The sequence below is a fragment of the Pseudomonas sp. FP2309 genome (assembly GCF_030687575.1).
GTDB lineage: Bacteria > Pseudomonadota > Gammaproteobacteria > Pseudomonadales > Pseudomonadaceae > Aquipseudomonas.
The window spans coordinates 2,103,011-2,129,412 of sequence record NZ_CP117439.1 but is presented as its reverse complement, the minus strand read 5'-3'; the positions used below and the strand labels follow the sequence as shown (position 1 = coordinate 2,129,412).

The 26,402-nt window shown below is 59.5% G+C and carries 20 protein-coding genes and 1 pseudogene; 17 read left to right on the top strand and 4 right to left on the bottom strand.

Features of this window, described 5'->3' with window-relative positions; all coding sequences use genetic code 11:
- Positions 1-1,347 carry a glutamine synthetase family protein gene (locus PSH59_RS09910; RefSeq protein WP_248081335.1) on the top strand — a complete coding sequence of 449 codons (1,347 nt, stop codon included), beginning with the start codon at positions 1-3 and terminating at the stop codon, positions 1,345-1,347.
- A gap of 22 nt (positions 1,348-1,369) precedes the next feature.
- On the top strand, positions 1,370-2,467 hold the full coding sequence (locus PSH59_RS09905) for a DNA alkylation repair protein (RefSeq protein WP_305394920.1): 1,098 nt from the start codon (positions 1,370-1,372) through the stop codon (positions 2,465-2,467).
- Positions 2,468-2,505: 38 nt separating this feature from the next.
- On the opposite strand, the gene PSH59_RS09900 is transcribed toward PSH59_RS09905, so the two are convergent.
- A complete protein-coding gene (locus PSH59_RS09900) occupies positions 2,506-3,399 on the bottom strand; it encodes a LysR family transcriptional regulator (RefSeq protein ID WP_248081329.1) in 894 nt (297 codons plus the stop codon).
- A 181-nt stretch (positions 3,400-3,580) separates the two neighbouring features.
- Here PSH59_RS09900 and PSH59_RS09895 point away from each other — a divergent pair, with 181 nt between their 5' ends.
- The 6 genes from PSH59_RS09895 to PSH59_RS09870 all read left to right on the top strand — a co-directional run bounded on the left by PSH59_RS09895 (position 3,581) and on the right by PSH59_RS09870 (position 11,320).
- A complete protein-coding gene (locus PSH59_RS09895; RefSeq protein ID WP_305394919.1) occupies positions 3,581-5,227 on the top strand; it encodes a GMC family oxidoreductase in 1,647 nt (548 codons plus the stop codon).
- A 65-nt stretch (positions 5,228-5,292) separates the two neighbouring features.
- Entirely contained in the window at positions 5,293-6,915 is a 1,623-nt protein-coding gene (locus tag PSH59_RS09890) for an MFS transporter (protein ID WP_305394918.1), read from the top strand.
- 171 nt (positions 6,916-7,086) lie between these two features.
- Entirely contained in the window at positions 7,087-9,036 is a 1,950-nt protein-coding gene (locus tag PSH59_RS09885) for a DNA topoisomerase III (RefSeq protein WP_305394917.1), read from the top strand.
- Between the two features lie 131 nt (positions 9,037-9,167).
- Positions 9,168-9,608, top strand: coding sequence for a CBS domain-containing protein (locus PSH59_RS09880; RefSeq protein ID WP_116079640.1), 441 nt, complete (start codon positions 9,168-9,170; stop codon positions 9,606-9,608).
- Between the two features lie 8 nt (positions 9,609-9,616).
- On the top strand, positions 9,617-10,462 hold the full coding sequence (locus PSH59_RS09875) for an NAD-dependent protein deacetylase (protein WP_305394916.1): 846 nt from the start codon (positions 9,617-9,619) through the stop codon (positions 10,460-10,462).
- A gap of 528 nt (positions 10,463-10,990) precedes the next feature.
- Positions 10,991-11,320 carry a hypothetical protein gene (locus PSH59_RS09870; RefSeq protein WP_248081315.1) on the top strand — a complete coding sequence of 110 codons (330 nt, stop codon included), beginning with the start codon at positions 10,991-10,993 and terminating at the stop codon, positions 11,318-11,320.
- A 61-nt stretch (positions 11,321-11,381) separates the two neighbouring features.
- Here PSH59_RS09870 and PSH59_RS09865 read toward each other — a convergent pair whose 3' ends face one another.
- A complete protein-coding gene (locus PSH59_RS09865; protein WP_248081312.1) occupies positions 11,382-12,287 on the bottom strand; it encodes a LysR family transcriptional regulator in 906 nt (301 codons plus the stop codon).
- A 132-nt stretch (positions 12,288-12,419) separates the two neighbouring features.
- Between PSH59_RS09865 and PSH59_RS09860 the strand changes: the two genes are divergently transcribed.
- The 3 genes from PSH59_RS09860 to PSH59_RS09850 are packed head-to-tail and all read left to right on the top strand — an operon-like array spanning position 12,420 to position 15,005.
- The gene (locus PSH59_RS09860) at positions 12,420-13,118 is read left to right on the top strand and encodes a CoA transferase subunit A (RefSeq protein WP_248081309.1); all 699 of its coding nucleotides are present in this window, start codon (positions 12,420-12,422) and stop codon (positions 13,116-13,118) included.
- A 34-nt stretch (positions 13,119-13,152) separates the two neighbouring features.
- Positions 13,153-13,812: a CoA transferase subunit B gene (locus tag PSH59_RS09855; RefSeq protein ID WP_248081306.1), complete on the top strand. Its 660-nt coding sequence runs from the start codon at positions 13,153-13,155 to the stop codon at positions 13,810-13,812.
- Positions 13,813-13,823: 11 nt separating this feature from the next.
- On the top strand, positions 13,824-15,005 hold the full coding sequence (locus PSH59_RS09850; RefSeq protein ID WP_135196844.1) for an acetyl-CoA C-acetyltransferase: 1,182 nt from the start codon (positions 13,824-13,826) through the stop codon (positions 15,003-15,005).
- A gap of 96 nt (positions 15,006-15,101) precedes the next feature.
- Here PSH59_RS09850 and PSH59_RS09845 read toward each other — a convergent pair whose 3' ends face one another.
- The gene (locus PSH59_RS09845; protein WP_248081303.1) at positions 15,102-15,521 is read right to left on the bottom strand and encodes a PaaI family thioesterase; all 420 of its coding nucleotides are present in this window, start codon (positions 15,519-15,521) and stop codon (positions 15,102-15,104) included.
- Between the two features lie 156 nt (positions 15,522-15,677).
- Here PSH59_RS09845 and PSH59_RS09840 point away from each other — a divergent pair, with 156 nt between their 5' ends.
- Entirely contained in the window at positions 15,678-16,466 is a 789-nt protein-coding gene (locus tag PSH59_RS09840; protein ID WP_305394915.1) for a DUF4349 domain-containing protein, read from the top strand.
- Here the strand turns inward: PSH59_RS09840 and PSH59_RS09835 are convergent, their stop codons facing one another.
- A complete protein-coding gene (locus PSH59_RS09835; RefSeq protein ID WP_305394914.1) occupies positions 16,467-17,552 on the bottom strand; it encodes a DUF1615 domain-containing protein in 1,086 nt (361 codons plus the stop codon).
- A gap of 366 nt (positions 17,553-17,918) precedes the next feature.
- Here PSH59_RS09835 and PSH59_RS09830 point away from each other — a divergent pair, with 366 nt between their 5' ends.
- The 5 genes and pseudogenes from PSH59_RS09830 to PSH59_RS09810 all read left to right on the top strand — a co-directional run bounded on the left by PSH59_RS09830 (position 17,919) and on the right by PSH59_RS09810 (position 25,161).
- On the top strand, positions 17,919-22,301 hold the full coding sequence (locus PSH59_RS09830; protein ID WP_305394913.1) for an RHS repeat-associated core domain-containing protein: 4,383 nt from the start codon (positions 17,919-17,921) through the stop codon (positions 22,299-22,301).
- A gap of 54 nt (positions 22,302-22,355) precedes the next feature.
- A pseudogene (locus PSH59_RS09825) lies at positions 22,356-23,574 on the top strand (IS3 family transposase).
- A 377-nt stretch (positions 23,575-23,951) separates the two neighbouring features.
- Positions 23,952-24,269: a hypothetical protein gene (locus PSH59_RS09820; RefSeq protein ID WP_248081292.1), complete on the top strand. Its 318-nt coding sequence runs from the start codon at positions 23,952-23,954 to the stop codon at positions 24,267-24,269.
- A gap of 128 nt (positions 24,270-24,397) precedes the next feature.
- Entirely contained in the window at positions 24,398-24,862 is a 465-nt protein-coding gene (locus PSH59_RS09815; protein WP_305394912.1) for an RNase A-like domain-containing protein, read from the top strand.
- Positions 24,859-25,161 carry a contact-dependent growth inhibition system immunity protein gene (locus PSH59_RS09810; RefSeq protein ID WP_305394911.1) on the top strand — a complete coding sequence of 101 codons (303 nt, stop codon included), beginning with the start codon at positions 24,859-24,861 and terminating at the stop codon, positions 25,159-25,161. The genes PSH59_RS09815 and PSH59_RS09810 overlap by 4 nt, the downstream gene beginning before the upstream one ends.
- Positions 25,162-26,402: the final 1,241 nt, after the last annotated feature.

The following is a 26,402-nucleotide window of genomic DNA, read 5'->3' as shown; positions in this document are numbered from 1 at the left end:
GTGAAAAGCCATGCCGCCACGTTACTGGCCGAAGTACGGACCTTTCGCCAGCACCATCCCGACGTGCGTTACGTCGACCTGATCGCCCTGGACATTCCCGGGCATTTCTACGGCAAGCGTTACCCGATCGAGATGCTGGAAAAGGTCGCCGCTGGCAGCCCGCTGAAGCTGCCGCAAAACGCCGTGCTGCTGGGCGCACAAGGCGGGTTGTTCAAGATCGGCGATTACTGTTTCAACGACGGCGACCCGGACGCCAACCGCCGCCTGGTACCGGGCACGCTGAAGCCGGTGAACTGGGAGTCGCAACCGTTGGGGCAGATGCTGATTACCTCCGATGGCACCGAAGCACCCATCGAATTCGAACCTCGGGAAGTCCTGGCCAAGGTGCTCGAGCGCCTGCAGCACAAGGGCATTCACCCGGTGGTGGCGTTCGAGCTGGAGTTCTACCTGTTCGACAAGAAGCTCGACAACGGCCTGCCGCAATGTGCCCGCGACCCGTTAAGCGATGATGCCGACGACCAGCCCACCCTGCACATCGAACGCCTGTCGCGTTTCAGCGAAGTGCTCGACGACATGGCGCAGACCGCCAAAGACCAGGGCATCGATATCACCGTGATCACCGCCGAACTCGGCCCGGGCCAGTTCGAGATCAACTTCGGCCACCTCGACGACGGCCTGCGCGCCGCCGACTGGGCCGCCCTGTTCTGCCGCAGCACCCGTGGCGTGGCGCTCAAGCACGGTTATCGCGCCAGCTTCATGGCCAAGCCCTACCTGCAATTTCCCGGCAGCGGCATGCATGTGCATGTCAGCCTTTACGACGCAGCCGGCAATAACCTGCTGGCCGCCCATCAGCAGCAACCGCTGCGCCACGCCGTGGCCGGTTGCCTGGACCTGCTGCCACACTGCATGCCGATCTTCTCGCCCAACCACAATGCCTTCCGCCGCCTGGGCGGTACGGTCAACGCCGCTACCCGCGCCTGCTGGGGCTTTGAAGACCGTGATGCGTGTGTGCGCATCCCTGAGTCCGACCCCCGTAACCTGCGCATCGAACACCGCCTGGCCAGCGCCGACGCCAACCCGTACCTGGTGCTGGCGGCGATTCTCGTCGGTCTGGAGCATGGCCTTGAGACCAAACAGGAGCCCATCGCGCCCCTGAACGAGGACCGTACCAGCGGCACCGCTTTCCCCGTGGAAATGCTCGACGCCGTGCGCGCCATGCAGCATCAAGCGGTGTTGCGCGATAAGCTGGGCGCTGAATTTGTCGACGTGTACTGCGAGAACAAACGCCAGGATCATCTGGCCTTCCAACAAGAGATCCACGCGCGGGAATACCGCTGGTTCCTCTGACTCAACCGCCATGGAATCACCGATGAGCGAACAACGCGCCCCGGCCCTCAAGGACATCTTCAACGTCGAGCGCCTGCAACACATCGCCACCGAAATGACGACCGTGTACCCGGCGTTCGACGCCAGGAGCTTCCTTGAGCACGCCACGGCGGGGCTCGCCGAACTGTCGGTGATGCAGCGCATGGCGCGGGTCAGCGAAAGCCTGCATGCGGTCATACCGCTGGATTACCCGCAGACCCTCGAACGGCTGTACGCCCTGGCGCCACGTTTGAACAGCGCGTTTGTCAGCCTGTTCCTGCCGCATTACGTGGCGAGTTACGGCCTGGCCGACTTCACGCGCTCCATGGCGGCGCTCAAGTACTTCACGGCCTTTGGCTCCGCCGAGTTCGCGGTACGCCCGTTCTTGCAGCACGACCTGACGCGCACCCTGGCGGTGATGCAGCAATGGTCACAGGATGACAACGAACACGTGCGCCGGCTGGCCAGCGAAGGCTCGCGGCCGCGGCTGCCGTGGTCGTTCCGCCTGGCCGAGGTGCAAGCCAACCCCGCGCTGTGCGCCCCGATCCTCGACAACCTCAAGGCCGACCCGAGCCTGTATGTACGCAAATCGGTGGCCAACCACCTCAACGACATCACCAAGGACCATCCCGAGTGGGTCCTCAGCCTGATCGAAGGCTGGTCACTGGCTAACCCCCACACCGCCTGGATCGCCCGGCATGCGCTGCGCAGCCTGATCAAGCAAGGCAACACCCGTGCGTTGACGATCATCGGCGCAGGGGCCCGGGCCGAGGTGACGCTGCATGAATTAAGCGTCACACCGGCGGTGATCAACCTGGGCGAACGGATCAACCTGTCGTTCGGCTTGGAGTCGCTCTCCAGTTCCGCGCAGAAGCTGGTGGTGGATTACGCCATTGAGTACGTCAAAAGTGCCGGACACAGCGCGACCAAAGTGTTCAAGCTCAAGGCCTTTACGCTGGGGCCCGGCGAGACGCAACGCATCAGCCGCGAACAGCATATTCGTGAGCTGACCACCCGCAAGCACTACCCCGGCCGGCATGTGGTGCATGTGATGGTCAACGGGGAGCGGTTGGGCAGTAGCGAGTTTGAACTGCGCGATTGACGCGGTTCAGTGACCCTGGGCAGGTTGATCCGGTGGCTTCAATCGGGTTGGCCGAGCAGCAGTTTTTGCTCCCGCGCGCACAATTCCACCACGTAATCCCACAACACCCGCAGTCGCACCGACTTGTGCAGTTCGCGGCGCGAGCTGATCCAGTAACTGCGCTGGATGCTCTCTCCCGGCAGTAACGCCACCAGGCCCGGATCACCCGCGGCCATGAAACACGGCAGCACCGCGATGCCCAAGCCGGAACGCGCCGCCTGATGCTGGGCGATCACGCTGGTGCTGTGGAACACCACCTTAGGGTTGCGGCAAAAGCTGCTGAGCAATTTCAGTTCCTGGCTGAACAGTAAGTCATCCACGTAATCAATCCAGGCGTGGGCGGCAAGGTCTTCGCGCTTTTCGATGGGCGGGTTGCGCGCCAGGTAAGCCCGGCTGGCGTAGAGGGCCAGGCGGTAATCCGTGAGTTTGCGGGTCACCAACTGATCGACGCTGGGGCGCTCAAGGTGGATGCTGATTTCCGCTTCGCGGTTGAGGATGCTCACAAAGCGCGGCACCGCCACCAGCTCCACTTCCAACCCCGGATAACGCTCGAACAGCCCGCCCATGCGCCCGGCCAGAAACATCACCCCCAGGCCTTCGGCCACGCCCAGGCGGATCTTGCCCAGGGGCGCAGCGGAATGGGTGAGCTCGTCTTCGGCCAGCAGCGCAAGGTTTTCCATGGCTTCGGCGTGCTTGAGCAGGGCTTCGCCGGAGGGGGTCAGCTCGTAGCCTTGGGCATGCTGCACGAACAATGCGGTGCCAAGGCTTTTCTCGATGGCCTCGATATGCCGGGCCACGGTGGCGTGAGTGGTCTTCAGGCGCTGCGCGGCGGTCAGCAGGCGGCCGCTGCGCTGCAACTCAAGAAAGAACCGCAGATCATTCCAGTCAAACATCTCGCCTTCTCCCTCGGGCATAACCCTCTATGGCTCACGACAAACGTTCACCGTTCAGAAGGGTTCGTGTCCAGCCGAAGCGCTGTTTAAAAACGCACAGCAGCTGGGTAAAAACTAACATTTTTAAGACGAAAACTAACAACTAGGATGGGGCCAATAAGAAAAACAAGCGAGACCTCAGATGTCCATTGCAACTGCGCAATACGATTACGTGGTAGTAGGCGCCGGCCCCGCAGGCTGCCTGCTCGCCAATCGACTGTCCGCCAACCCCGCCCACCGTGTGCTGCTGCTTGAAGCCGGTGGTCGCGACAATTATCCCTGGATCCATATCCCCGTCGGCTACCTGTTCTGCATCGGTAACCCGCGCACCGACTGGTGCTTCAAGACCGAAGCCCAGGAGGGCCTGCAAGGTCGCGCGCTGAGTTACCCACGGGGCAAAGTGCTGGGCGGCTGCTCGTCCATCAACGGCATGATTTATATGCGCGGTCAGGCCCAGGACTACGACGGCTGGGCCGCTGAAGGCAACCCGGGGTGGGCCTGGAATGACGTCTTGCCGCTGTTCAAACAGAGTGAAAACCACTTTGCCGGGAGCTCGGAGTTCCATAGTGACGGCGGTGAATGGCGGGTTGAACAGCAGCGGCTGTCGTGGCCAATCCTGGATGCCTTCCGCGAGGCGGCAGCGCAGAGCGGCATCGCCAATATCAGCGACTTCAACGGCGGCGATAACGAAGGCTGCGGCTACTTCCAGGTCAACCAGAAAGCCGGGGTGCGCTGGAATGCGGCCAAGGCGTTTCTCAAGCCGATCCGCCAACGGCCCAACCTGACGGTGCTGACGGACGTGGAGGTAGACCGCGTGGTGTTGGACAACGGCCGCGCCTCAGCCGTGGTCGGGCGTCAGCATGGGCAGCAAGTCACGTGGCAGGCGCGCAAGGAAATCATCCTGTGCGCTGGCTCAGTCGGCTCGCCAGGCATTTTGCAGCGCTCGGGGATAGGTCCCGCCAGCGTGCTCAAGCCACTGGGCATCAATGTGTTGCACGAACTGCCCGGCGTCGGCGGCAACCTGCAGGACCACCTGCAACTGCGGCTGATCTACAAACTGGAAAACGCCCGTACCCTGAACCAGATCGCCGGCACCGTGTGGGGCAAGATGGGCATGGGCCTGCGCTACCTCTATGACCGCAGCGGTCCGTTGTCGATGGCGCCCAGCCAGCTCGGTGCGTTTGCCCGCTCCGGCCCGGAACAGACCTCGGCCAACCTTGAATACCATGTGCAGCCGCTGTCCCTGGAACGTTTCGGCGAACCTTTGCATGGGTTCCCGGCCTTCACCGCATCGGTGTGCGACCTGCGTCCGCACAGCCGTGGGCGTATCGATATCCGCTCGGCCAACCCGGCAGACGCGCCGCTGATCTGCCCCAACTACCTCAGCCATCCGGAGGATCTGCGCGTCGCCGCCGACGCCATTCGCCTGACTCGACGCATCGTCGCCGCACCGGCCCTGAGCCGCTTCAACCCGGTTGAGTACCTGCCGGGCGACGCGCTGCAAACCGAAGCAGAACTGCACGAAGCCGCCGCACGCATCGGCACGACGATCTTCCATCCGGTGGGCACCTGCCGCATGGGCAGCGACAAAGACGCCGTGGTCGATGCGCAACTGCGCGTGCATGGCGTGCCCGGCCTGCGTATCGCGGATGCCTCGATCATGCCGCGCATCACGTCCGGCAACACCTGTTCACCCACGCTGATGATCGCGGAGAAAGCCGCGCAGCTGATCCTTTCGCCGACTACAAGGAGCCTCGTCCCGGAGAAAGAACTGGTTCATGCAATCTGAATAGCGGCGCCGCACCTGGCGCCGACAGTGGAACAACAATAAATAATCACTGTGAGGGCTACCCGATGTCAGAACACGCTCAAACCCTGGGCTCGTCAATAGACGCGAGCACCAGCAACGACTCCAAGAAAGTCATCTTCGCCTCGTCCCTGGGGACGGTGTTCGAGTGGTATGACTTTTTCCTCTACGGCGCCCTGGCGGCGGTGATCAGCAAGCAATTCTTTGCCGGGGTCAACGACACCACCGCGTTCATCTTCGCCTTGATGGCGTTCGCGGCCGGCTTTGTGGTGCGGCCCTTCGGCGCGCTGGTATTCGGCCGCCTGGGTGACATGATCGGGCGCAAATACACGTTTCTGGTGACCATCATCCTCATGGGGGTGGCCACTTTCTGCGTCGGTTTGTTGCCGACCTACGCCAGCATCGGCATCGCGGCGCCGATCATCCTGATCGTGCTGCGCATGCTGCAGGGCCTGGCGCTGGGCGGCGAATACGGCGGCGCGGCGACCTATGTGGCCGAACACGCGCCAGCGGGCAAACGCGGTTTCCACACCAGTTGGATTCAATCCACCGCAACCATCGGCCTGTTGTTGTCGCTGTTGGTGGTGCTGGCCTGCCGTTACTTCACCGGTGACCAGTTCGAAGTGTGGGGCTGGCGGATTCCGTTCCTGTTTTCCATCGTGCTGCTGGGTATTTCCACCTGGATCCGCATGAGCCTGCACGAGTCGCCGGCCTTCCTGAAAATGAAAGAGGAAGGCAAGGCCAGCAAGTCCCCGATCCGTGAGTCCTTCGGCAAATGGGAAAACCTCAAGGTGGTGCTGATCGCCCTGTTCAGCATCAACGGCGGGCAAGCGGTGACCTTCTACGCGGCGCAGTTTTATGTGCTGTTCTTCCTCACCCAGTTCCTGAAGATGGACCCCGCACTGGCCAACATGCTGCTGATCATCAGCGTGGTGATCGGCGCGCCGTTCTTTATCTTCTTTGGCTGGCTGTCGGACAAGATCGGGCGCAAGCCGGTGCTGATGCTCGGCCTGTTGCTGGCGACCGTGCTCTACTTCCCGATCTTCAAAAGCCTGGCGCACTACACCAACCCTGCGATGGACCAGGCCAGCCGCCAGGCGCCAATCACCGTGCTGGCCGACCCGGCCACCTGCACCTTCCAGTTCGACCCGGTGGGCAAGGCGCGCTTTGACAGCCCGTGCGACAAGGTCAAGACGTTCCTGGTCAAGCAAGGCCTGCCCTACAGCAGCGTCGCCGCACCCGCCGGCAGCCCGGTGCAGGTGAGCGTCGGCGAAGTGCGCATCGACGGCTTTGACGAGAAAGCCCTGCGCGGCGCCGTGACCCTGGCCGGCTACCCGTCTTCGGCGGATATGGCCCAGGTCAACAAGGTGATGGTGGTGGTGCTGATCGTGGCGCTGATCCTGATCGCCGCCATGTGCTACGGCCCGCTGGCGGCGCTGATGGTGGAACTGTTCCCGACCCGCATCCGCTACACCTCGATGTCCCTGCCCTACCACATCGGTAACGGCTGGTTCGGCGGGTTCCTGCCGACCGTATCGTTTGCCCTGGTGGTCTACACCGGCGATATCTTTTATGGCTTGTGGTACCCGGTGGTGATTACGGGTGTGAGCCTGATCGTGGGGCTGTTCTGCCTCAAAGAAACACGCCATGTCGATATCGATAACAACTGAGTGAGATTCAAGCAGGACGCGGCAAGCGGCAAGCTAAAGCGAGGGTGCTTTGCTTGCCGCTTGCAGCTTGCCGCTTGCAACTTGAAGCTGTACATCCATACAGATAATGGTTGCCGAATCAGCGTCGACTGAGCATGCTGCACCGCATCGACCCGATCTGATGTGACGACCATGCGGCTGTACCTCTGTGAAAAACCCTCCCAGGCCAAGGACATCGCGGCCGTGCTCGGCGCCGGTCGCCGGGGCGATGGATGCTGGCTGGGTAACGGAGTCACGGTCACCTGGTGCATCGGCCACCTGCTGGAAACCGCCCCGCCGGACGCCTACGACGCCAAGTACAAACGCTGGGTGCTCGCCGACCTGCCGATCGTCCCGGAAAAATGGAAAATGCGCGTCAAGCCCAAGACCGCCAGCCAGTTCAAGGCGGTCAAGCGCTTGCTGGGCGAAGCCCAGGAACTGGTGATCGCCACCGACGCCGACCGCGAGGGCGAAATGATCGCCCGCGAGCTGGTGGAGCATTGCCGCTATCGCGGGCCGATCCAGCGTTTGTGGCTGTCGGCGCTGGACGACTCCTCCATCCGCAAGGCCCTGGCGGCACTCAAGCCCGGCGCGGAGACCTTCAGCCTGTACCACTCGGCCCTGGGACGCTCCCGCGCCGACTGGCTGATCGGCATGAACATGAGCCGCCTGTTTACCCTGCTGGGACGTCAGTCCGGCTATCAAGGCGTATTGCCGGTGGGGCGCGTGCAAACGCCGACCTTGCGCCTGGTGGTGGATCGCGATCGCAGCATTGCCGATTTCGTCCCGGTGGCTTACTGGGCCATCGATGTGGACCTGCGCCACGCGCACATGACATTCACCGCACAATGGCGCGCCGCCGAAGACGCCTGCGACGATCAAGGCCGCTGCCTCAACCCGCAGCTCGCCCGTGCAGCCGCCGACGCGATGAGCAATACCGCCAGCGCACGCTTGATGAAGCTGCGCACCGAGCGCATGCGCGAGGTGGCGCCCCTGCCCTTCGATCTCGGCACGCTGCAGGAGATCTGCTCCAAGAAGCTCGGCCTCGGCGCCCAGGAAACCCTGGATGTCGCCCAGTCGCTCTACGAAACCCACAAAGCCATCACCTACCCGCGCAGTGACTGCGGCTACCTGCCACTGAGCCAGCACAGCGAGGCCCCGAAGATTCTTGCCGCGCTGGGCCGCGCCGACCCGGCGGTGGCCGAGCTGATGCCCCATGTCGATCCGCAGCGTCACTCGCGGGCCTGGAACGACGCCAAGGTCAGCGCCCACCACGGCATCATCCCCACCGGGGCCGGCAAGGAGGTGGGGCAACTCAGTGGCAAGCATCGCGCGGTATACACGCTGATTCGTGCGCGTTACCTGGCGCAGTTTCTGCCCAACCATGAATACGATCGCACCCAGGCGGATTTCGACTGTGCCGGGTTTGCGTTGCGCGCGGTGGGCAAAGTCATCATCGAACCGGGCTGGAAGCGCGCCCTGCCAGAAGCCCTGGCGCCGGCCAAGGGCCGTGAGGCCCCCGCACCGCAAGCCCTACCGGCGCTGATACAGGGCCAGGACTATGCCGTGACCAAGGTCAACCTCAAGGACCTGTGGACCCAACCGCCCAAGCCCTTCACCGAAGGCGACCTGATCAAGGCGATGAAAAACGTCGCCAAACTGGTGGAGGACCCGTTGCTCAAGCAAAAGCTCAAGGACACCACCGGCATCGGCACCGAAGCCACCCGTGCCGGGATTATCCAAGGGCTGCTGGACCGAGGCTACCTGGTCAAAAACGGCAAGGCGCTATCGGCCACCCCGGCGGCGTTCAGCCTGATCGACGCGGTACCCCGTGCCATCGCCGATCCTGGCACCACCGCCATCTGGGAGCAGGCGCTGGACATGGTGCAAAGCGGCGAGATTAGCCTGGAAGAATTCGTCGCCAAGCAGGCTGCCTGGATGAGCAAACAGGTGGCGCGCTGCAATGGCATGCGCATGACCATCACCGGCCCGGCCAGCCCGGCCGGTCGAGGTGCAACCCCTTGGAAAAACAAGCGCAAGGCAACCCCTCGCAAAGCCGCTGCCGGCCCCAAACGCGCCAAAAAACCGACAAATACCGGCTAAACACCGAAAAAAACCGGCGAATGACGTTTTTCGACGGGTTTAACGCCGCTTTGGACCTTGCTCCAGCGTGGGCCGTCTAGGATTCTTTAGGGACCCGCTGAATTCCCTATAACAACACCGGAGTGGCCGCCATGAAAACCGTCGCACAAGTGCTCAAAGCCAAGGATCAGAAAAACCAGGAGGTCCACACCATTCAATGGGATCACACCGTGTTTGAGGCGCTGGTGCGAATGTCCGAGAAAAACGTGGGGGCGTTGCCTGTCGTCAAGGATGGCGTGGTGGTAGGGATCATCAGCGAACGTGATTACGCTCGCAAACTTATCCTCAAAGGCCTGTCTTCAGTCACCACAAGGGTCGATGACGTCATGAGCAAGCCGGTCATCACCGTTGACACCCACAAGAGGGTGGAAGAGTGCATGAACATCATGACCGACAGTCACCTGCGCCACCTGCCTGTGGTCGAAGACGGCAAACTCCTGGGCCTGCTCTCCATCGGCGACCTGGTCAAAGAAGCCATTGCCGAACAGGCTGACCTGATCAAACAGCTGGAGCAATACATCCGCGGCGAATAGGAGACTCCATGCTCGACCCCCTGAAACATCAGCAAGACCACCTCGACACCCTGCACCGGGCCATGGCAGACCGGCGTTTTCTGGTCTTGACCGGTGCCGGGATCAGCACGTCATCGGGCATTCCGGATTATCGAGACAGCGAAGGTGTGCGCCGGGGCAAGGCGCCGATGATGTATCAGGAATTCCTCGCCACCGCGCAGGCACGCCGCCGTTACTGGGCGCGCGCCATGCTGGGCTGGCCGAGGGTGCGAATTGCCCAGCCGAATAACGCGCATCGGGCACTGGCAACGCTGCAACAGCGCCAGCGCATCAGCGGTTTGATCACGCAAAACGTCGACACGCTGCATGATCAGGCCGGCAGCCATGACGTAATCGAGTTGCACGGCAGCCTGCATTGGGTGCTGTGCCTGGATTGCCAGCAGCGCAGCGAACGCGATGTAATCCAGCGCTTGATGGAAATCCGCAACCCCTTCCTGGCCGGCGTCGATGCGGTGCAGGCACCGGATGGCGATACCCTGCTCGACCCGGCGTTCGAGGAGCGCTTTCAAATCCCCCATTGCCCCCATTGCAACGGCCAACGACTGAAACCGGATGTGGTGTTTTTCGGCGAAAACGTCGCCCAGGCCACAGCGGCCAAGGCGATGGCCGCGGTGGAAAACGCCGAGGGTTTGCTGGTGGTGGGCTCATCGTTGATGGCTTATTCGGCGTTCCGTCTGTGCAAAGCGATGGTCGAGCAAGGCAAGCCCGTGATTGCCATCAACCTGGGCAAGACCCGAGGCGACGAGTTGTTGCAGGTGAAGATCGAGGCCTCTTGCGAAGCGTTGTTACCTCTGCTGGCCCAGCGGCTGGCCTGATTCGAGCCCAATGAGGCGTGCAAAGCGCGCGTGCTCACACCTCACACACGGCCTCTGCGCGTTGACCATCACTTCCAAAAAATGACGCTTGAGTCACGTATTCCCGCATCCCCCCCGTCCCCACGCGGATTTATGTAGTGATCAAAAATAATCACTACATAATCGTTGACGTAACCTTTTTGTCCTTGCATGATCTAGACGTCTCCCGCATCGGGAGCGTTGGTAACACGTGTTTTGAAAGCGCTCGTCTGACCGCCGAGCTGTTTTTTCCGGATGTGCACTGCCCACAAGGCAGATTGATGAAGCTGACCGGCCCCGAAAGGGACAGGTACAAGGAGCTCAAACGCTGCTTGTCTTCGTTATGAAACCATTGCGTAGCAGTTCATCAGCAAAACTACATGCATCAGGTTCAAGACCCTGCCCGTATTCGGCAGATCGTCACTGACGCCCGGTTTTTATAACCGGAGACAACTAAGCAGTTTTAACGGAATCAACTGATAGATCGCCAACTGGTCAAGGGGCTTACACATGAATTTGAACAACCAACCAACTATCGATGAATTGGCTGAGATGTTCGCAGCGCAGAAAGACACTCTCGATGACCATGTCCTGTGGATTGGTAAATCGGGCGAAGTGCAACTTGACTGCCTGGCGCCCAATACCGAAGAGGCCGAGTTTGACCGTACCAACCGTGAACTGGCAGCACGCCTGAGGGTGTACCGCCGTGGCCAGGGTTACGTCGGCAAGAAGGCCGCGGCTGATCGAAACTTTATCGAGCAGGTCTTTCATACACTGAATACCGAATGGCAGAACCTTAAAGGCCAATCGCAAGTAAAAGTAATTGATAGATACTGCTGATCATTGAGCATTTAATAGTTAAGCCCGCTCGTTAGTTCGAGCGGGCTTTTTAATGGCAGCCTTAAAACAGGCCAGGAAAACGTCCCTTCCCTGCCTCATCTTGGAAAATATCAAACAACACCTGCGCCGCGGCCGAGAGCTCATGTCCTGGTTTGGTCAGCACGCCGATCGGTCGTTCGATCACCGGACTATTCAAGGTGATGCAGTGGGCGCCCGCCTCCTCCATCTGCCGGGCACACAAGGCAGGCACAGCGCTGACGCCCAGGCCACTGGCAACCATTTTGCCTACCGTTGCCAACTGATGGCTTTCCAACGCCACGGGCAATTTCATCTGCAGGGCGCCCAAGTGCTCCTCCAACATCACCCGGACCGTGGAAGGCCGCTGCAAAGTGATGAACGGCTGCTGCAGCAAGGTCGCCCAATCGATCTCGGCACACTGCGCCAACGGTGAATCACTGGGCACTACCGCAATAAAGCGGTCCAGGTACAACGGCGTGAACGCCAGCGAGGAGCCCTGCGCCGGCTCAAATGCCACGCCCAACTCAACCTGTCGGTCGCGGACCATCTCGAGCACTTGCTCATTGATCAGGTCATGCACCGTCACATTCACCTGGGGGTAACGTGCGCGGAATACCTTGAGGATCGGCGGCAGTAAATTGCCTGCGAACGACGGCATGGCGGCCAGCGTGACCCGTCCGCGTTGCAGCGTGAACCGCTGGCGCAGTTCGTCCTCAGCATTGTCCCAGTCCGCAATCAGGCGGCGCGCCAACGGCAACAACGATTCGCCCTCCGGGGTCAGCGCTACGTTGCGGGTGTTGCGGCTGAACAAGCGACCACCCAACCCCTCCTCCAACCCCTTGATCGTCAGGCTAAGGGCCGACTGAGACAGGTGCAGGCGCTCGCAGGCGGCGGCAAAACTCAGGCTCTGGGCCACGGCCAGAAAGGCCCGCATCTGTTTGACCGTCATGACGCTGCTCCGAATGGGGATCGACTATGCTGTTTTCTAAATCAATCAACCTTAAAAAACAACTTAACAAATCAATCCGTCGGCGCAACACTCGATCCATTGGCTGGCCCACAAACAATAAAAGAGGTGCATATGGCAGGTTTCGATAAACGCGTGGCGTCCTACGAAGAAGCGCTGGCAGGCCTGGAAGACGGCATGACCGTGCTCTCCGGCGGTTTTGGCCTGTGTGGCATTCCGGAAAACCTCATCAACGAAATCAAGCGCAAAGGCACCCGTGATCTGACCGTGGTTTCCAACAACTGCGGAGTCGACGGTTTCGGGCTCGGCGTGCTGCTGGAACAAAAGCAGATCCGCAAGGTGATCGCCTCCTACGTGGGTGAAAACGCGCTGTTCGAAAAGCAGTTGCTCAGCGGCGAAATCGAAGTGGTCCTCACACCCCAAGGCACCCTGGCAGAAAAAATGCGCGCAGGCGGCGCGGGCATCCCGGCCTTCTTCACCGCCACCGGCGTCGGCACCCCCGTCGCCGAAGGCAAGGAAACCCGCGAATTCAACGGCCGCCCGTACCTGATGGAAGAATCCATCACCGGCGACTTCGCCATCGTCAAGGGCTGGAAAGCCGACCACTTCGGCAACGTCATCTACCGCCACACCGCCCAGAACTTCAACCCCCTGGCCGCCACCGCCGGCAAGATCACCGTGGTCGAAGTCGAGGAAATCGTCGAACCGGGCGAGCTGGACCCTTCGCAGATCCATACCCCTGGCATCTACGTCGACCGGATCATCTGCGGCACGTTCGAGAAGCGCATCGAACAGCGCACCGTGCGCAAATAATCCGCCTCCAGCCCGAACAATAAGGACTCATAAAATGGCTCTTACCCGCGAACAAATGGCTCAACGTGTCGCCCGCGAAATGCAGGACGGCTTCTACGTGAACCTCGGCATCGGCATTCCAACCCTGGTGGCCAACTACATTCCCGACGGCATGGAAGTGATGCTGCAATCGGAAAACGGCCTGCTCGGCATGGGCCCGTTTCCGACCGAAGAAACCATTGATGCCGACATGATCAACGCCGGTAAACAAACAGTCACCGCACGGGTCGGTGCATCGATTTTCTCTTCCGCCGAATCCTTCGCGATGATTCGCGGCGGCCACGTCGACCTCACCGTGCTCGGCGCGTTTGAAGTGGATGTGCATGGCAACATCGCCTCGTGGATGATCCCCGGCAAACTGGTCAAAGGCATGGGCGGCGCCATGGACCTGGTGGCTGGTGCGGAAAACATCATCGTAATCATGACGCACGCGTCCAAGGACGGTGAGTCCAAGTTGCTCAGCCAATGCAGCCTGCCGCTGACCGGAGCCCATTGCATCAAGCGCGTACTGACGGACCTGGCGTACCTGGAAATCGAAAATGGCGCTTTTGTCCTCAAGGAACGCGCACCTGGCGTCAGCGTTGAAGAGATTGTGAGCAAGACCGCCGGTAAACTGATCGTCCCGGACCACGTTCCAGAAATGCACTTCCAGTGAGGACAGATTCCATGCAAGACGTCGTGATTGTTGCTGCCACCCGCACCGCCGTGGGCAGCTTCCAGGGTTCGCTGGCGAATATTCCGGCACCGGAACTGGGTGCCGCGGTGATCCGTCGACTGCTGGAGCAGACAGGCCTGGACCCGGCCGAAGTGGATGAAGTGATCCTCGGCCAGGTACTCACCGCCGGCTCAGGCCAGAACCCGGCGCGCCAGGCTTCGATCCTCGCCGGCCTGCCCCATGCGGTGCCCAGCCTGACATTGAACAAGGTCTGCGGTTCGGGCCTCAAAGCCCTGCACCTCGGCGCCCAGGCCATCCGCTGCGGCGACGCGGACGTGATCATCGCCGGCGGCATGGAGAACATGAGCCTGGCCCCGTACGTTCTGCCGGCCGCACGCACCGGTTTGCGCATGGGTCACGCCAAGATGCTCGACAGCATGATCACCGATGGGCTGTGGGATGCGTTCAACGACTACCACATGGGCATCACCGCCGAGAACCTGGTGGACAAGTACGGCATCAGCCGTGAAGCCCAGGACGCCTTCGCCGCCGCGTCCCAGCAAAAAGCCAGCGCGGCCATCGAGGCCGGCCGCTTTGCCGATGAGATCACGCCGATCCTGATCCCCCAGCGCAAAGGCGACCCGGTGCCCTTCGCCGTAGATGAACAACCGCGCGCCGGGACCACCGCCGAATCCCTGGCCAAGCTCAAACCCGCCTTCAAGAAAGACGGCAGCGTCACCGCCGGCAACGCCTCGAGCCTCAATGACGGGGCCGCCGCCGTGCTGCTGATGAGCGCCGACAAAGCCAAAGCCCTCGGCCTGCCGGTGCTGGCGCGCATCGCCAGCTATGCCAATGCGGGCGTCGACCCCGCCATCATGGGCATCGGTCCGGTCTCGGCGACCCGCCGCTGCCTGGACAAGGCAGGCTGGAAGCTCAGCGACCTGGACCTGATCGAAGCCAACGAAGCCTTCGCCGCGCAATCCCTGGCGGTGGGCAAAGAGCTGGAGTGGGATGCCGACAAAGTGAACGTCAACGGCGGCGCCATCGCCATCGGCCATCCGATCGGTGCCTCAGGCTGCCGCGTGCTGGTGACGCTGCTGCACGAGATGATCAAGCGCGATGCCAAAAAAGGCCTGGCGACGCTGTGCATCGGCGGCGGCCAAGGTGTCGCCCTGGCCCTTGAACGCAGCTGATTCAAAGAGCAACACTGGAAAGGCCCGGTTCCACGAAAACCGGGCCTTTCCTTATCCGGTAGACCAGAAAAAACACCCTCCCACACAAGATCCTCTTTACCTGTCAGATTGAGGCACCGCAAACACCGCATTCGCCCGCGCCACCACCTTCTCGCCTACCTGCAGGCTCACCGTGGCAAACGCCATCTGCCGTCCCCGCTTGTGATGCTCCAGCCGCACCACGACCCACTCCCCGACCTGCACCGCCCCCAGATAATCCACGGTCATGCTCGCGGTAATCAACGGCAACGGCGGTTCACTGGAAAAGGCCATCGCATACCCCATGCCGATATCCGCCAACGTCGCCAGCACCCCGCCATGCACAGTGCCGCGCCCGTTGGCATGGCGATTGTCGGCGCGCAGGCCGATTTCCAGTTGCAGGCCGTCACCTCGGCAATACGCCGGGCCCAGCAGATCCAGCAACGGACTGCTGCGGGGCAACGAGACAAAACCTTCGGGCACAGTGTGAGTGATCATGATGAGTTCTTCCTTGATGTCAGGCTCAAGATGTACGCCTGCTCCCGAACCCCGGCCACAACCATCAGCCGTGCAAATCTTGCGCGATACTTTGCGTTAATCCGCCGGACCCGCTTTAATCGCCGCCAATTTCCCTCGCACATTTAAGGATCCGCAATGCGCCATCTGGACGGCAACCCGCTTCGCGTCCCGCTATTGATCTTGCTGACCGGCCTGGTGCTGGGCGGCTGCTCGCCCAAGGAGCACTCCCGCGCCGCCGCCATCAGTGGCGAACAAGGCCGGGCCGGCGCACAACTGGCCTACGAACACGAACTGACCCTGGCCCTGCCCGGCGGCCTGCTCGCGCCGCGCATGCGCGCCACACGCGAGGCCTGCGAAACCGCGCGGTTCGGCGCCTGCAATATCCTCGGCATCACCGAAGACAGCAACGGCGGCGAGATCATCCTGCGCATCGCCCCCAACGGCGTAGAACCGATGGTCGCCCTGGCCGCTGAAGGCGGTAAGCTCGGCCAGCGCATCACGACCGCCGAGGATCTGGCCGACGCCGTCGACGATGTGCGCCGCCGCCAGGACCGCCTGCTAGCCCAGCAACAACGCCTCGACGAACTGGCCAAGCGCAAGGACATCACCGTCAGCGACCTGATCGCCTTGAGCAAGGAACAGGCCGCCATCGAAAATGATCTGCAAGCGCTGGCCCAGGTCGCCGCCGGCCAGCAACGTCGTCTCGACACCAACCGTATCACCCTGAACTTCCGCTCCTCGAACGGCGCGAACCAACCGTCACGCTTCAGCCGGATGTTCAGTAACCTGGGCACGAATATGCTGGAAGGCACCGCTGACGCCCTGGAACGCGCCAGTTACGTGCTGCCCTTCGTGATCCTGGCGTTCCCGGTGGTCTGGTTGTGGGTGTGGCTGTGGCGCAAGTTTGTGCGCCGCCGCCCCTGATCAGCGCTTCATACAGCGCTGATAGCGCTCATCGACGCGCTTGGCAAACCAGGCGGTGGTGAGCGTGCGGGTGATCTTCGGGCTGTTGAGCACAATGCCCGGCAGGATCGCCCGTGGCATCGGCGTGCCGTTGGCCTTGTCGGCCAAGGCAAATACGCGTTTGTAGAGGGTGGTTTCTTCAAAATCCAACTGCTCGCCCTGCTCCAGTTGGCTACGGATGCTGGGGTTGCGCATGTCCAGCCTGGAGCCCAGAGAGCGCACCGCCAGTTCGGTGGTGCCGGGCAGCAGTGAGCCGTAACGAATCAAATCCCCATCCAGCGCCAGCTCAGTGCCCGAAGCCCGGCTGACTGCCGCCTGGAACGCCGCATTGCGGCTGGCGTACCAGCCGGCGTTGAAGTCGGCGAAGCGGTACAGCGGCTGATCGTAGTTCACTGGGTAACCGAGCAAATGGGCGATGCCGAAGTACATGCCGCCACGCCGAGTGAACACCTCGCGACGAATCGTGCCGTCCACCGTGTAGGGATAACCCCGCGCCTGTCGCTGCGCAAAGTCGATGCTGACCTGCATGGGGCCGGCGGTATGCACTGGGTTAAAACCGCCAAACAGAGTGTTGCCCAGTGGCACCATGCTGATGAAGTCATCGAAGATACCGCTGAGATCTTTCTCGGTGCGCGCCGCGTTCAAACGGTCGGCGTAGGACTTGCCGCTGGGCGACTTCAGCTGCAGCGCGCTGCGCACCACAAAGGCCGGCACATGCACCTTGCCGGCCCGGCGCAGGATTTCGTCCTGGGCAATCTTGCCCATGTTCGGCACGGGTGGGTCGACCTGAAACGTAGACTCCTGCTCGGTCACCGCCAGCACGGCGCAAATATTTCCGGTGCTGGGGTAGATCTTCTGGGTATCGAAGGCGGTGTAGATGTCTTGGGCCCAGCCATTGCGGTCCGCCACCTTGGCCGGCAGCAGGCGCAGGATCTGCGCTTTCACCTCGGCCTCGCTGCGCTCCGGCTGCTGCGGGCCGCGTGAGGTGGAGCAACCGGCCAGCACCACCAAGGGGGCGAGGCACAGGATCAGGCGGCGTAGGGACATTGAGCTTCCTTGAAGGCGATAGGCCGGGCGTTGCGATATGGACCGGTAAGTCTGGCGTGGGTTCGCCAGGTTGCCGGGAACGTTCGGCCTGCGCCATCCCGCGCGGACACGCTTTTCCTCCGGTCGCACAAATACTGTGATTGACCCTACCGGTAACTTGAAGCTGTAGGACTGCTTAACCTGTAATCCAGCTCCTACGACGGCCCCCGCATTTACCCGAAGTTTTGGCGAAACCTCCTAGCCGTCCTGGCGAACAGCGCCGACTTCTTTACCTGATAAACCTCTCCAAAGTCTCTCGCCTGATCATTCAGTGCGAGGGACCGCCATGTACCTGTCCGTTAATGCCCTGCCCACCAGGGCTGCCTCTTGATTCCGGTTATTGCCAGCTTCGTTCTGGCGCCCATGGATGCCGACGCGCCGGATGTTGAACGCGTCCTGCGTGACTTGCGCAATTGCCTTAACACCTTCGACGACTGGGCCGAAAGCTTTTGGAGTGGCTCGGCGCTTGAGGTGGAGCAGGTTTTCAAAGTCGGCGAAGAGGTTGCGTTGATCGCGCCGGTCTCTTCCAGAAAACCCAGCACAGTGGTCGCCACGTGTGATGCCCAGGGGTCGATGACCCTGGTGCATCTGTTTGAAAGCACGCGCTTCGTGCCTATCGGCAACACGCCGGTAATGCTGCAGGCCATCGCCAGGGATGGCAGCCCGACGGGACCGCCCATCCATCGAACCATCGGCCCCGGCGGCACGCTTGAAATCCAGGAATGTACCCGCGACCAACAATACCAAATTACGTTTTATCCCGACGTTTCCACGGATCACGTCAAGGCGCTGTATGCCTCCTATCAATCGGTGATCGCCGAGCTGGAAACGGGCCTGCGCGATGAGTGGGCGAAGACCTTCAAGCCCCAGTGGGACGAGTTTGCCGACGCCCCGTCTTTGCAACGCAGCGCAATGCAAGGCGCGGCGTTTTCCAGCGGTTTGGCTCAGGCGCTCTACAACCTGTGGGACAACATCACGCAGGTGTATGAGCTGTTATCGGATCTACAGGCCAACAGCGAAAAGTTGTTGGCGTACATCTCTCAGGCCGACCTCGATGAACTGCTGACGCTCGGCAGCGACGCCATTGCCCACGCGTTGCTGGTGCTGAGTGATGAGCCGCTGTTGTTCATTTTTATCTCGGCGATGGTCAGCTGGATACGCCTGCTGCCGCCGCCGCAGATGTTCGAATTGCTCGGCGAGATCACCGGCGAGGTCTTGATCAATCTGCTGCTGATGTGGGCGACGGCAGGCACGGGCGTGACGCTGCGCCTGGGTGCTCAGGCGCTGGGGGCCATCAAGTCCGCACGGGGGCGGGGGTTGTTGGAGTTGCTGGCCAGGCACCTTGTGAGGCCAGGGTTGGAACCGCATGTCGCAGCGGCCAGGCCATTACTGCTGGGCAGTGCGGCGACGCCGATCAGGACAATTCCGGTGGCGTCGTTGAAGGCTGGGGAACACGTGGTTTCGAACCCTGTGCCGGCGGTTCGCAGCAAGGCTCAGCGCACGGTATTGGTTCGGCAGGAACCTGTCGATGATGTGCCTGCCGTGGCTACAAATCCCAAAGGGGATGCCGCGGCTTCTGCGGACAAAACCGTCACCAATGGCTGCCCGGTGTCGATGGTCACCGGGGAAGAACTGCTCACCCTCACCGACGGCGTTTTAGATGGGATTTTGCCGTTTGAGTGGACACGGTTGTACCGCACCAGCGCGGTGGACGTGGAGTGTGGGTTGGGGTTTGGCTGGAGTCATTCGCTGGCGCAGCGGCTGGTGGTTTCAGACGAGTCGGTGGTGTGGACCGACCATGAAAACCGCGCTGTTTCGTTTCCACTGCCGACTTCTGCTCGGCCGGCGATCACCAATAGCCTGGCCGAAGCGGCGATCTATTTAGGTGCTTTGCCGGATGAATTGGTGCTGGCCCAGGCGTCGCGCTTTTATCACTTTCGCGACGGTGTGCTGGTCTCGATCAGTGATGCGTATGACAACCGGCTGCGGATTTCGCGGGATGTGTTGGGCCGCATCGAGCGCCTGGATACCGGCGCCGGCCGCTCGTTGTGCTTGCGTTATGAACGGGACCGCATCGTCGCGGTGGACTACCAGGTTCAGCGCAGCAAAGACCGCCAGCCCTACGAATGGATCACCGAACAAAACGTTGTTTCCTACGCCTATGACGAATCAGGACGACTGGTCTCGGCGACCAATGCCGTCGGCGAAAGCGAGGTTTATCGGTACGACGAACAGCACGTGATTCTTGAGCGGGGCTTGGCCGGTGGCGCGAGCTTCTTTTGGGAATGGGAGCGCGCAGGCAAGGCGGCGCGATGCGTGCGGCACTGGGCCAGCTTTTCGCAGATGGACACGCGTTATGTCTGGGGCGACGACGGCCGTGTCACGGTGCATAACGCCGATGGCAGCCAGGAAGTGTATGTCCACGATGACCGCGCACGGCTGGTGCAGCGCGTTGATCCGGACGGCGCCCAGCACTTCAAATCCTACGACGCCAAGGGGCGACTGACGGTCGAGCAGGATCCGCTGGGGGCGGTGACGGCGTATCAGTACGACGATGCCGGACGCTTGGTGGCGGTGTTTCCCGGCGATGACGAGCCGACATCCTACGAGCATGACAACGGTTTCGTACGGGTCGTGCGGCGTGGCGAGGCGGTTTGGAAATATGAGCGTAACGATCAGGGCGACGTGACGCGCAGGACCGATCCCCATGGTGAGGTGACGGACTACAGCTACAACAAATACGGCCAACTGACGGGCGTTTGGTATCCCGATCACAGCTGCCATCGGCTGGTGTGGAATGAACGCGGCCAGCTCATTGAAGAACAGCTGCCCAATGGCGGGATCAAGCGTTACCGCTACGACGATCTGGGCCGCGAAATTGCCCGCGAAGATGAACAGGGCGCGCTGACCGGGTATCAATGGGACAGCGTTGGTCGGTTAACGCGTGTTGTACTGCCGGGCGGCGCAACCCGCGAATACAGCTACAACCCCTACGGAAAAATCACCGCCGAACGCGACGAACGCGGCCACGTCACCCGCTACGAATACGCCGATGGCCTGCACCTGATCAGCCGCCGCCTCAACGCCGACGGCACCCAGGTCAACTACCGCTACGACAATGCGCGGTTATTACTCACCGAAATCGAAAACGAAGCCGGTGAAACCTACCGACTGGCTTACCACCCCAACGGCCTGATCCAGCAGGAAGTCGGCTTCGACGGTCAACGCACGTCCTACGTTTACGACCTCAACGGCCACCTGCAGGAAAAAACCGAACATGGCGACGATGGCCGTCAGCTAGTTACCGTTTACCAGCGCGATCACGCCGGCCGCCTTGTACGAAAAACCCTGCCCGACGGCAATACCGTTGATTACGCCTACGACCGCCAAGGCAACCTCCTCAGCGTCGACGACGGCCACTGGGCATTGGCCTACGAGTACGACACACAAAATCGCCTCACCGCCGAGCATCAAGGCTGGGGCACCTTGCGTTATGGCTACGACGCCTGCGGTCAACTGCAACACCTGCGCTTGCCGGATAACAATCGCCTGACCTTCAACCATGCCAAAGGCGGCCATCTCGCCACCGTTGAGTTGAACGGCACACTGCTGACTTCCCACCTTTTCAAAGCCGGCCAAGAGCACCAACGCCAACAAGGTCAACTGCTCAGCCACTACCACTACGACGACCAGCACCGCCTGCACGCCCACACCGTCACCCAGCAGGCACAACACCTCTACCAACGCCACTACGACTACGACAAAGCCGGCAACCTCACTCGCCTGAACGACACACGCAAAGGCGAACACCACTACCGCTACGACCCACTAGGCCGCCTCACCCGCGCCAACCACTCGCAGGACCTGCAGGAACGTTTCGGCCACAACCCGACCGGCAACCTGCTGATGCACGACCGTCCCGGCCCGGACATCGTGGCGGGCAACCGCCTGATGATCCAGGGCGACCGGCATTACGACTATGACGCCTTCGGCAACCTCATCCGCGAACGGCGTGGACGTGGGCATGCGTTAGTCACCGAGTACCGCTACGACTGCCAGCACCGGCTGATCAGCATTACCCAGCCCAACGGCCAAACCGCCAGCTACCGCTACGACCCGTTTGGGCGGCGCATCAGCAAGACCGTTGATGGCAGAACGACGGAGTTTTTCTGGCAAGGCGACAAACTGATCGCCGAACACCATGCGGATCGCCATCGCAGTTACCTCTACGAGCCGGACAGCTTTCGGCCGCTGGCTTTACTGAAAGGGTTTGGTCCCAAAGAAACCACGTCCTACCACTACCAACTCGACCACCTCGGCACAGCGCAGGAACTGACAGACCCAGACGGCGAAATCGTATGGTCCGCCCACTACCGCGCCTACGGCCAGATCAGCCGCCTCGACATAGGCAAAATCGACAACCCGCTACGTTTTCAAGGCCAATATTTCGATCCGGAAAGCGGGCTGCACTACAACCGCCATCGCTACTACAATCCGGATATTGGTCGCTACCTCACGCCGGACCCGGTGAAGTTGGCGGGTGGGATCAACGCGTACAGGTACGTGCCCAATCCTACGGGATGGGTGGATCCGCTAGGGTTGAGTGGATGTCCCACGAATGACAGTTGTAACTCATCACTTGTAGCTACTGAACCGATACTACAACGCGATGTTAATGAGGGTTCACCGGTTCATGAACGAGCCCTATGAAAGACAGGACACCGTTTCCCCCTTACGATAAGGGATAGGCAAACGGTTATGTTTATGACTAACAGCAACGATAAGAGTGGGGAGCTTTTGGGCCAGGAGCGGCGGCGCCGCTGGAGCCCAGAGCAAAGCTGGCGATGGTTCGCGAGAGCCTTGAGCCAGGGCAAAGTGTGTCGGTCGTCGCTCGGCGCAACGGCATCAATGCCAACCAGTTATTCCTGTGGCGCAAGCTGTATCAGGAAGGCAGCCTGTCGGCGGTCAGCGCGGGCGAAGCCGTGGTGCCGGCCTCCGAGCTGAGCGATGCGCTCAAGCAGATCCGTGAACTGCAACGGATGCTGGGCAAGAAGACGATGGAAGCAGAAATCCTCAAAGAGGCCGTGGAGATCGCCCGGTCGCGAAAATGGATTGCGCACTCACCCTTGTTGCCGGGGGACGACCAGTGAAGCTGGTCAGCGAATGTCTCGGTGTGGCGCGCTCGCAATTAACGGTTCGAATCAAGCAATCGGCATCGCCCAAAGTACGGCGAAGCCGGCCTGTGAACGATGCTGAGCTGGTAGTTGAAATCCAGCGACAGGTCAGCGAGCTGCCCAGCTACGGCTACCGTCGGGTCTGGGGATTGCTGCGCCGTGCCCGTGAACGCCAGTTGCAGCCCCCGATCAACGTGAAGCGGGTTTACCGGGTCATGCGTGATCACAATTTGCTGCTGGAGCGCCGAATCAAACAGCCCGGTGTACCGCGTCGGCACGAAGGCCGCATTGCGGTGAAAACCAGCGATACGCGATGGTGCTCGGACGGCTTTGAGTTCCGCTGCGAGGACGGCGCCAAACTGAGCGTGACCTTCGCCCTGGATTGCTGCGATCGCGAGGCCATCGGCTGGGTCGCCAGCCCAACCGGGTACAGCGGCGATGACATCCGCGACTTGATGTTGGAAAGCGTGGAGAAGCGCTTCGGTGATCAACTGCCTGCAACGCCGGTGCAGTGGCTTAGCGATAACGGTTCGGCGTACACCGCCGAACAGACGCGCCTGTTTGCTCGACAGATCGGCTTGCAGCCGGTGACCACACCGGTGCGTAGTCCACAGAGTAATGGCATGGCCGAAAGTTTCGTGAAGACGATCAAGCGGGACTACGTGGCGCACATGCCCAAGTCGGATCGAGAAACGGCGCTGCGCAACCTGGCCATTGCCTTCGAGCATTACAACGAGCAGCATCCGCACAGTGCTTTGAACTATCGCTCACCGAGGGAGTTCAGGCGCTTGGCGGCGGCATCAATTTAATGGGGAGTTGGTGTCCGGTTTTGTAGGGGCAAGTCCAGTTCAACCGGATGCCAAATCACGCTTCCCTAAGGATCCAAATGATTTAACAAACGTTTTAGTCGTAGATCCTAAAATATCCAGGACAAAGCACGACACCCTTCGAGTGGAGTGGAGGCCCAACAGTGATACCCGAATTAGATTTGAAAGCCATCCTGGAGATGAAGGTCACTACGCACCAAGGCATCATGGGGAGCACTATCACGTAATACTTAAACCCAATAATTTGAGTTGGAAGCAGGCTGAGAAACAAAACCTGATAATTAAAGTAAAACCCGAAAACTATCATCCCGAACATGGAACTGGCTTTTTACCAGGCGAAAAACACCCAGGAACCTAACATGTCAGACTTCCCGATTTCCGATGGAACAATTGAAAAAATAACGTGTAGCAGAACCACCCTGCTAATGGAGTTCACGGACTGGCAAGAAAAATCATGGGAGATAACTTTTGATGATTTGATTGCTTTTCACGGCATAAGTGCTGTGGGAGCGGAAGTATGCGACATGTGCGAGGAACCAGCCTCAAGCCTATCGCATGAGGCCGAACGGTTGGGAATTGACGAAACAGGAACGAGCTACAGTTTCACATCAAGCAACAGTGGCGAGATAATTTTTGTTGTCGTCGCAGGCAGCTACAGCGCTCGAAAGTTGTATTAAAAAAATGGAAGCACGCTATTTCCCAAGAACACCCTAACCCATGGCGAGCGAGCTCGCTTGCGTTGGGCCGCGAAGCGATCCCGGTAAGGGTAGCGTATCTATTCAGATACATCGACGCATACGGGTATGTGCCCAACCCTACGGGGTGGGTAGATCCGAAGGGATTAAGTTGCAAGCAAAGTAACTACCCTGAAGGCCCGTATGGCGTAATAGTTCCTGGCGGCGGCTTATATGCACATGAATCTGCGGGCGGGCACCTGATTAAAAAGTATGTTGGCAGAACCGATGAGCAACTCGCCGAACGTTTGAAGCAAGAGCCTAATGTCCCAACCGCCTCTACTTTTCCTGATCGTGCAACAGCCGAATCTATAGCTTCAAAAGTTCTTAGCGACAACAAAGCCAAGATAAATAAATTTCTTAAAGTAGATCAAAAAAAATTGATCATAACTCAAAAAACTCAGGAACCCGTTGGTGCAAGCCTGAAAAGAGGACTTCAGAAAACGGTTCTAGGAAAAGAAATTTACCTTATTATCCAAAGAGACAAAAAAATGCCAGACGGCTATAGAATCCTTACGAGACACCCAAACCCATGAAAAAGAATCTTCTCGAGCTGCAGCAATTTTTAGCTGGCTATTTTCATCAAGACTGGGTCGATGAACATAAAAACGCAAACGACGTAATTGCGAGCTTTATATCTGAAGCATCGGTAAAAACCATAGCGCAAGTCAAAAAAGAAATTAACACGTTAATATCATCCGAAAAATCCGAAGAAGAACTTCAGGATTTTTTGTTTTGTGAGATGGGTTGCAACTACTACTACCCTCACGAGTGGAGTGATGGAATATCATGGCTAAAACATGTTCACTCAGCTTTGAGCAAAAAGGAAATTTAAACGAATGATTAAGCTAACAGCCACCGACATTGCAGTGCATGCACACGCCTGTCCAGCGGGTTGGTCAGTATGGCGAGCGACCGATGCCGAAAACCACAGGGACGCTTAGCTTGAAAGAGTGAAAACCACAATAGGAATTGTAGAACCGTATTCGCCAGGACCAAAAAATGAGAACCTAAATATCCTCCTGCTGCCACGCACTATATAAGCCACAAAGATCAACCAAATTCTATTTATCGAGCGCAGCTAATTCTCCGAAGAACATCTATGAAATCACGTGAAACAACCATCATCAACAACGGCATACGTGAAAGCGCAGTGATCGAATACGCTGGGGGAAAGCCGACGCTTACTCTATTGCTGAATAATGGAGAACGAAAATCCTACAGCACTGGACCTGTTCAACCGCTTTGATTTAATCCGAGCTGACTTGTAATAAATGAGCTTTTTTGTGCAAAGGCGAAAAAATCAATGTTCACACCTCTGGCATGTCCTCACATATGTCGAATGGGCTGATTACCTACGCAACTGACTATGGAAAAACCCGATGGAGAGCTCGTGCACATTTTTGCTTACGAGGAAAACGACCTCACCAACGACATACAGTAGCAAGGTGACCAATGGACACAGTCTTCATATACAAAACCGGCATACACCCCTGGGCCCACCCACATCCAACAGAAGACCAAGGGTATGTCACGACCACCTTTCTTAATCAAGACTTTGAAAGTGTATGGAAATCTTGGCTAACCCTCGCATTAGTGTTGAAACACGAGTGGCCAGTGATACTCACTTGGTACACCACGAGGGCTCCCAAATACAGCAAGACACATGAATATCTAGCGTTAAAGCGCTTTGCGAAAAGCTCAACACCCAAAGACATATTCAGAAAAAATTAAAACACCTCAATTTATTCAGGAGCAGAACATCTAAACAGCAATCCAGAACATATAGACCCAAACAAGTTAAAGACATATCGTCGCCATATAACCCTAATGACAAAACAAGACCACCAGACAGAGCTATTGTGGCAGCGACTAAGTCATTTAAAATGCATCCCCACAACGAACGACTTGGAATTAATATTGACAGATGAAGAAAATTTGGCATTCAGGCTTTATGACACTGAAACGCATGGTGTCGCTCAAGTCATATGTCATTCTATACATGCATCCAGACTAAAACATGCGATCAGCTCCTTAGACATCAATGAAATCCCCCACACAGGAGTGTACGAATAC

Bases quoted from the DNA above. Each gene is read 5' to 3' on its own strand.
- PSH59_RS09845 (WP_248081303.1), bottom strand. From the start codon at position 15,521: ATGATCACTCACACTGTGCCCGAAGGTTTTGTCTCGTTGCCCCGCAGC.
- PSH59_RS09890 (WP_305394918.1), top strand. From the start codon at position 5,293: ATGTCAGAACACGCTCAAACCCTGGGCTCGTCAATAGACGCGAGCACC.
- PSH59_RS09850 (WP_135196844.1), top strand. From the start codon at position 13,824: ATGCAAGACGTCGTGATTGTTGCTGCCACCCGCACCGCCGTGGGCAGC.
- PSH59_RS09820 (WP_248081292.1), top strand. From the start codon at position 23,952: ATGTCAGACTTCCCGATTTCCGATGGAACAATTGAAAAAATAACGTGT.
- PSH59_RS09870 (WP_248081315.1), top strand. From the start codon at position 10,991: ATGAATTTGAACAACCAACCAACTATCGATGAATTGGCTGAGATGTTC.
- PSH59_RS09880 (WP_116079640.1), top strand. From the start codon at position 9,168: ATGAAAACCGTCGCACAAGTGCTCAAAGCCAAGGATCAGAAAAACCAG.
- PSH59_RS09810 (WP_305394911.1), top strand. From the start codon at position 24,859: ATGAAAAAGAATCTTCTCGAGCTGCAGCAATTTTTAGCTGGCTATTTT.
- PSH59_RS09840 (WP_305394915.1), top strand. From the start codon at position 15,678: ATGCGCCATCTGGACGGCAACCCGCTTCGCGTCCCGCTATTGATCTTG.
- PSH59_RS09875 (WP_305394916.1), top strand. From the start codon at position 9,617: ATGCTCGACCCCCTGAAACATCAGCAAGACCACCTCGACACCCTGCAC.
- PSH59_RS09905 (WP_305394920.1), top strand. From the start codon at position 1,370: ATGAGCGAACAACGCGCCCCGGCCCTCAAGGACATCTTCAACGTCGAG.
- PSH59_RS09895 (WP_305394919.1), top strand. From the start codon at position 3,581: ATGTCCATTGCAACTGCGCAATACGATTACGTGGTAGTAGGCGCCGGC.
- PSH59_RS09835 (WP_305394914.1), bottom strand. From the start codon at position 17,552: ATGTCCCTACGCCGCCTGATCCTGTGCCTCGCCCCCTTGGTGGTGCTG.
- PSH59_RS09900 (WP_248081329.1), bottom strand. From the start codon at position 3,399: ATGTTTGACTGGAATGATCTGCGGTTCTTTCTTGAGTTGCAGCGCAGC.
- PSH59_RS09865 (WP_248081312.1), bottom strand. From the start codon at position 12,287: ATGACGGTCAAACAGATGCGGGCCTTTCTGGCCGTGGCCCAGAGCCTG.
- PSH59_RS09855 (WP_248081306.1), top strand. From the start codon at position 13,153: ATGGCTCTTACCCGCGAACAAATGGCTCAACGTGTCGCCCGCGAAATG.
- PSH59_RS09885 (WP_305394917.1), top strand. From the start codon at position 7,087: ATGCGGCTGTACCTCTGTGAAAAACCCTCCCAGGCCAAGGACATCGCG.
- PSH59_RS09860 (WP_248081309.1), top strand. From the start codon at position 12,420: ATGGCAGGTTTCGATAAACGCGTGGCGTCCTACGAAGAAGCGCTGGCA.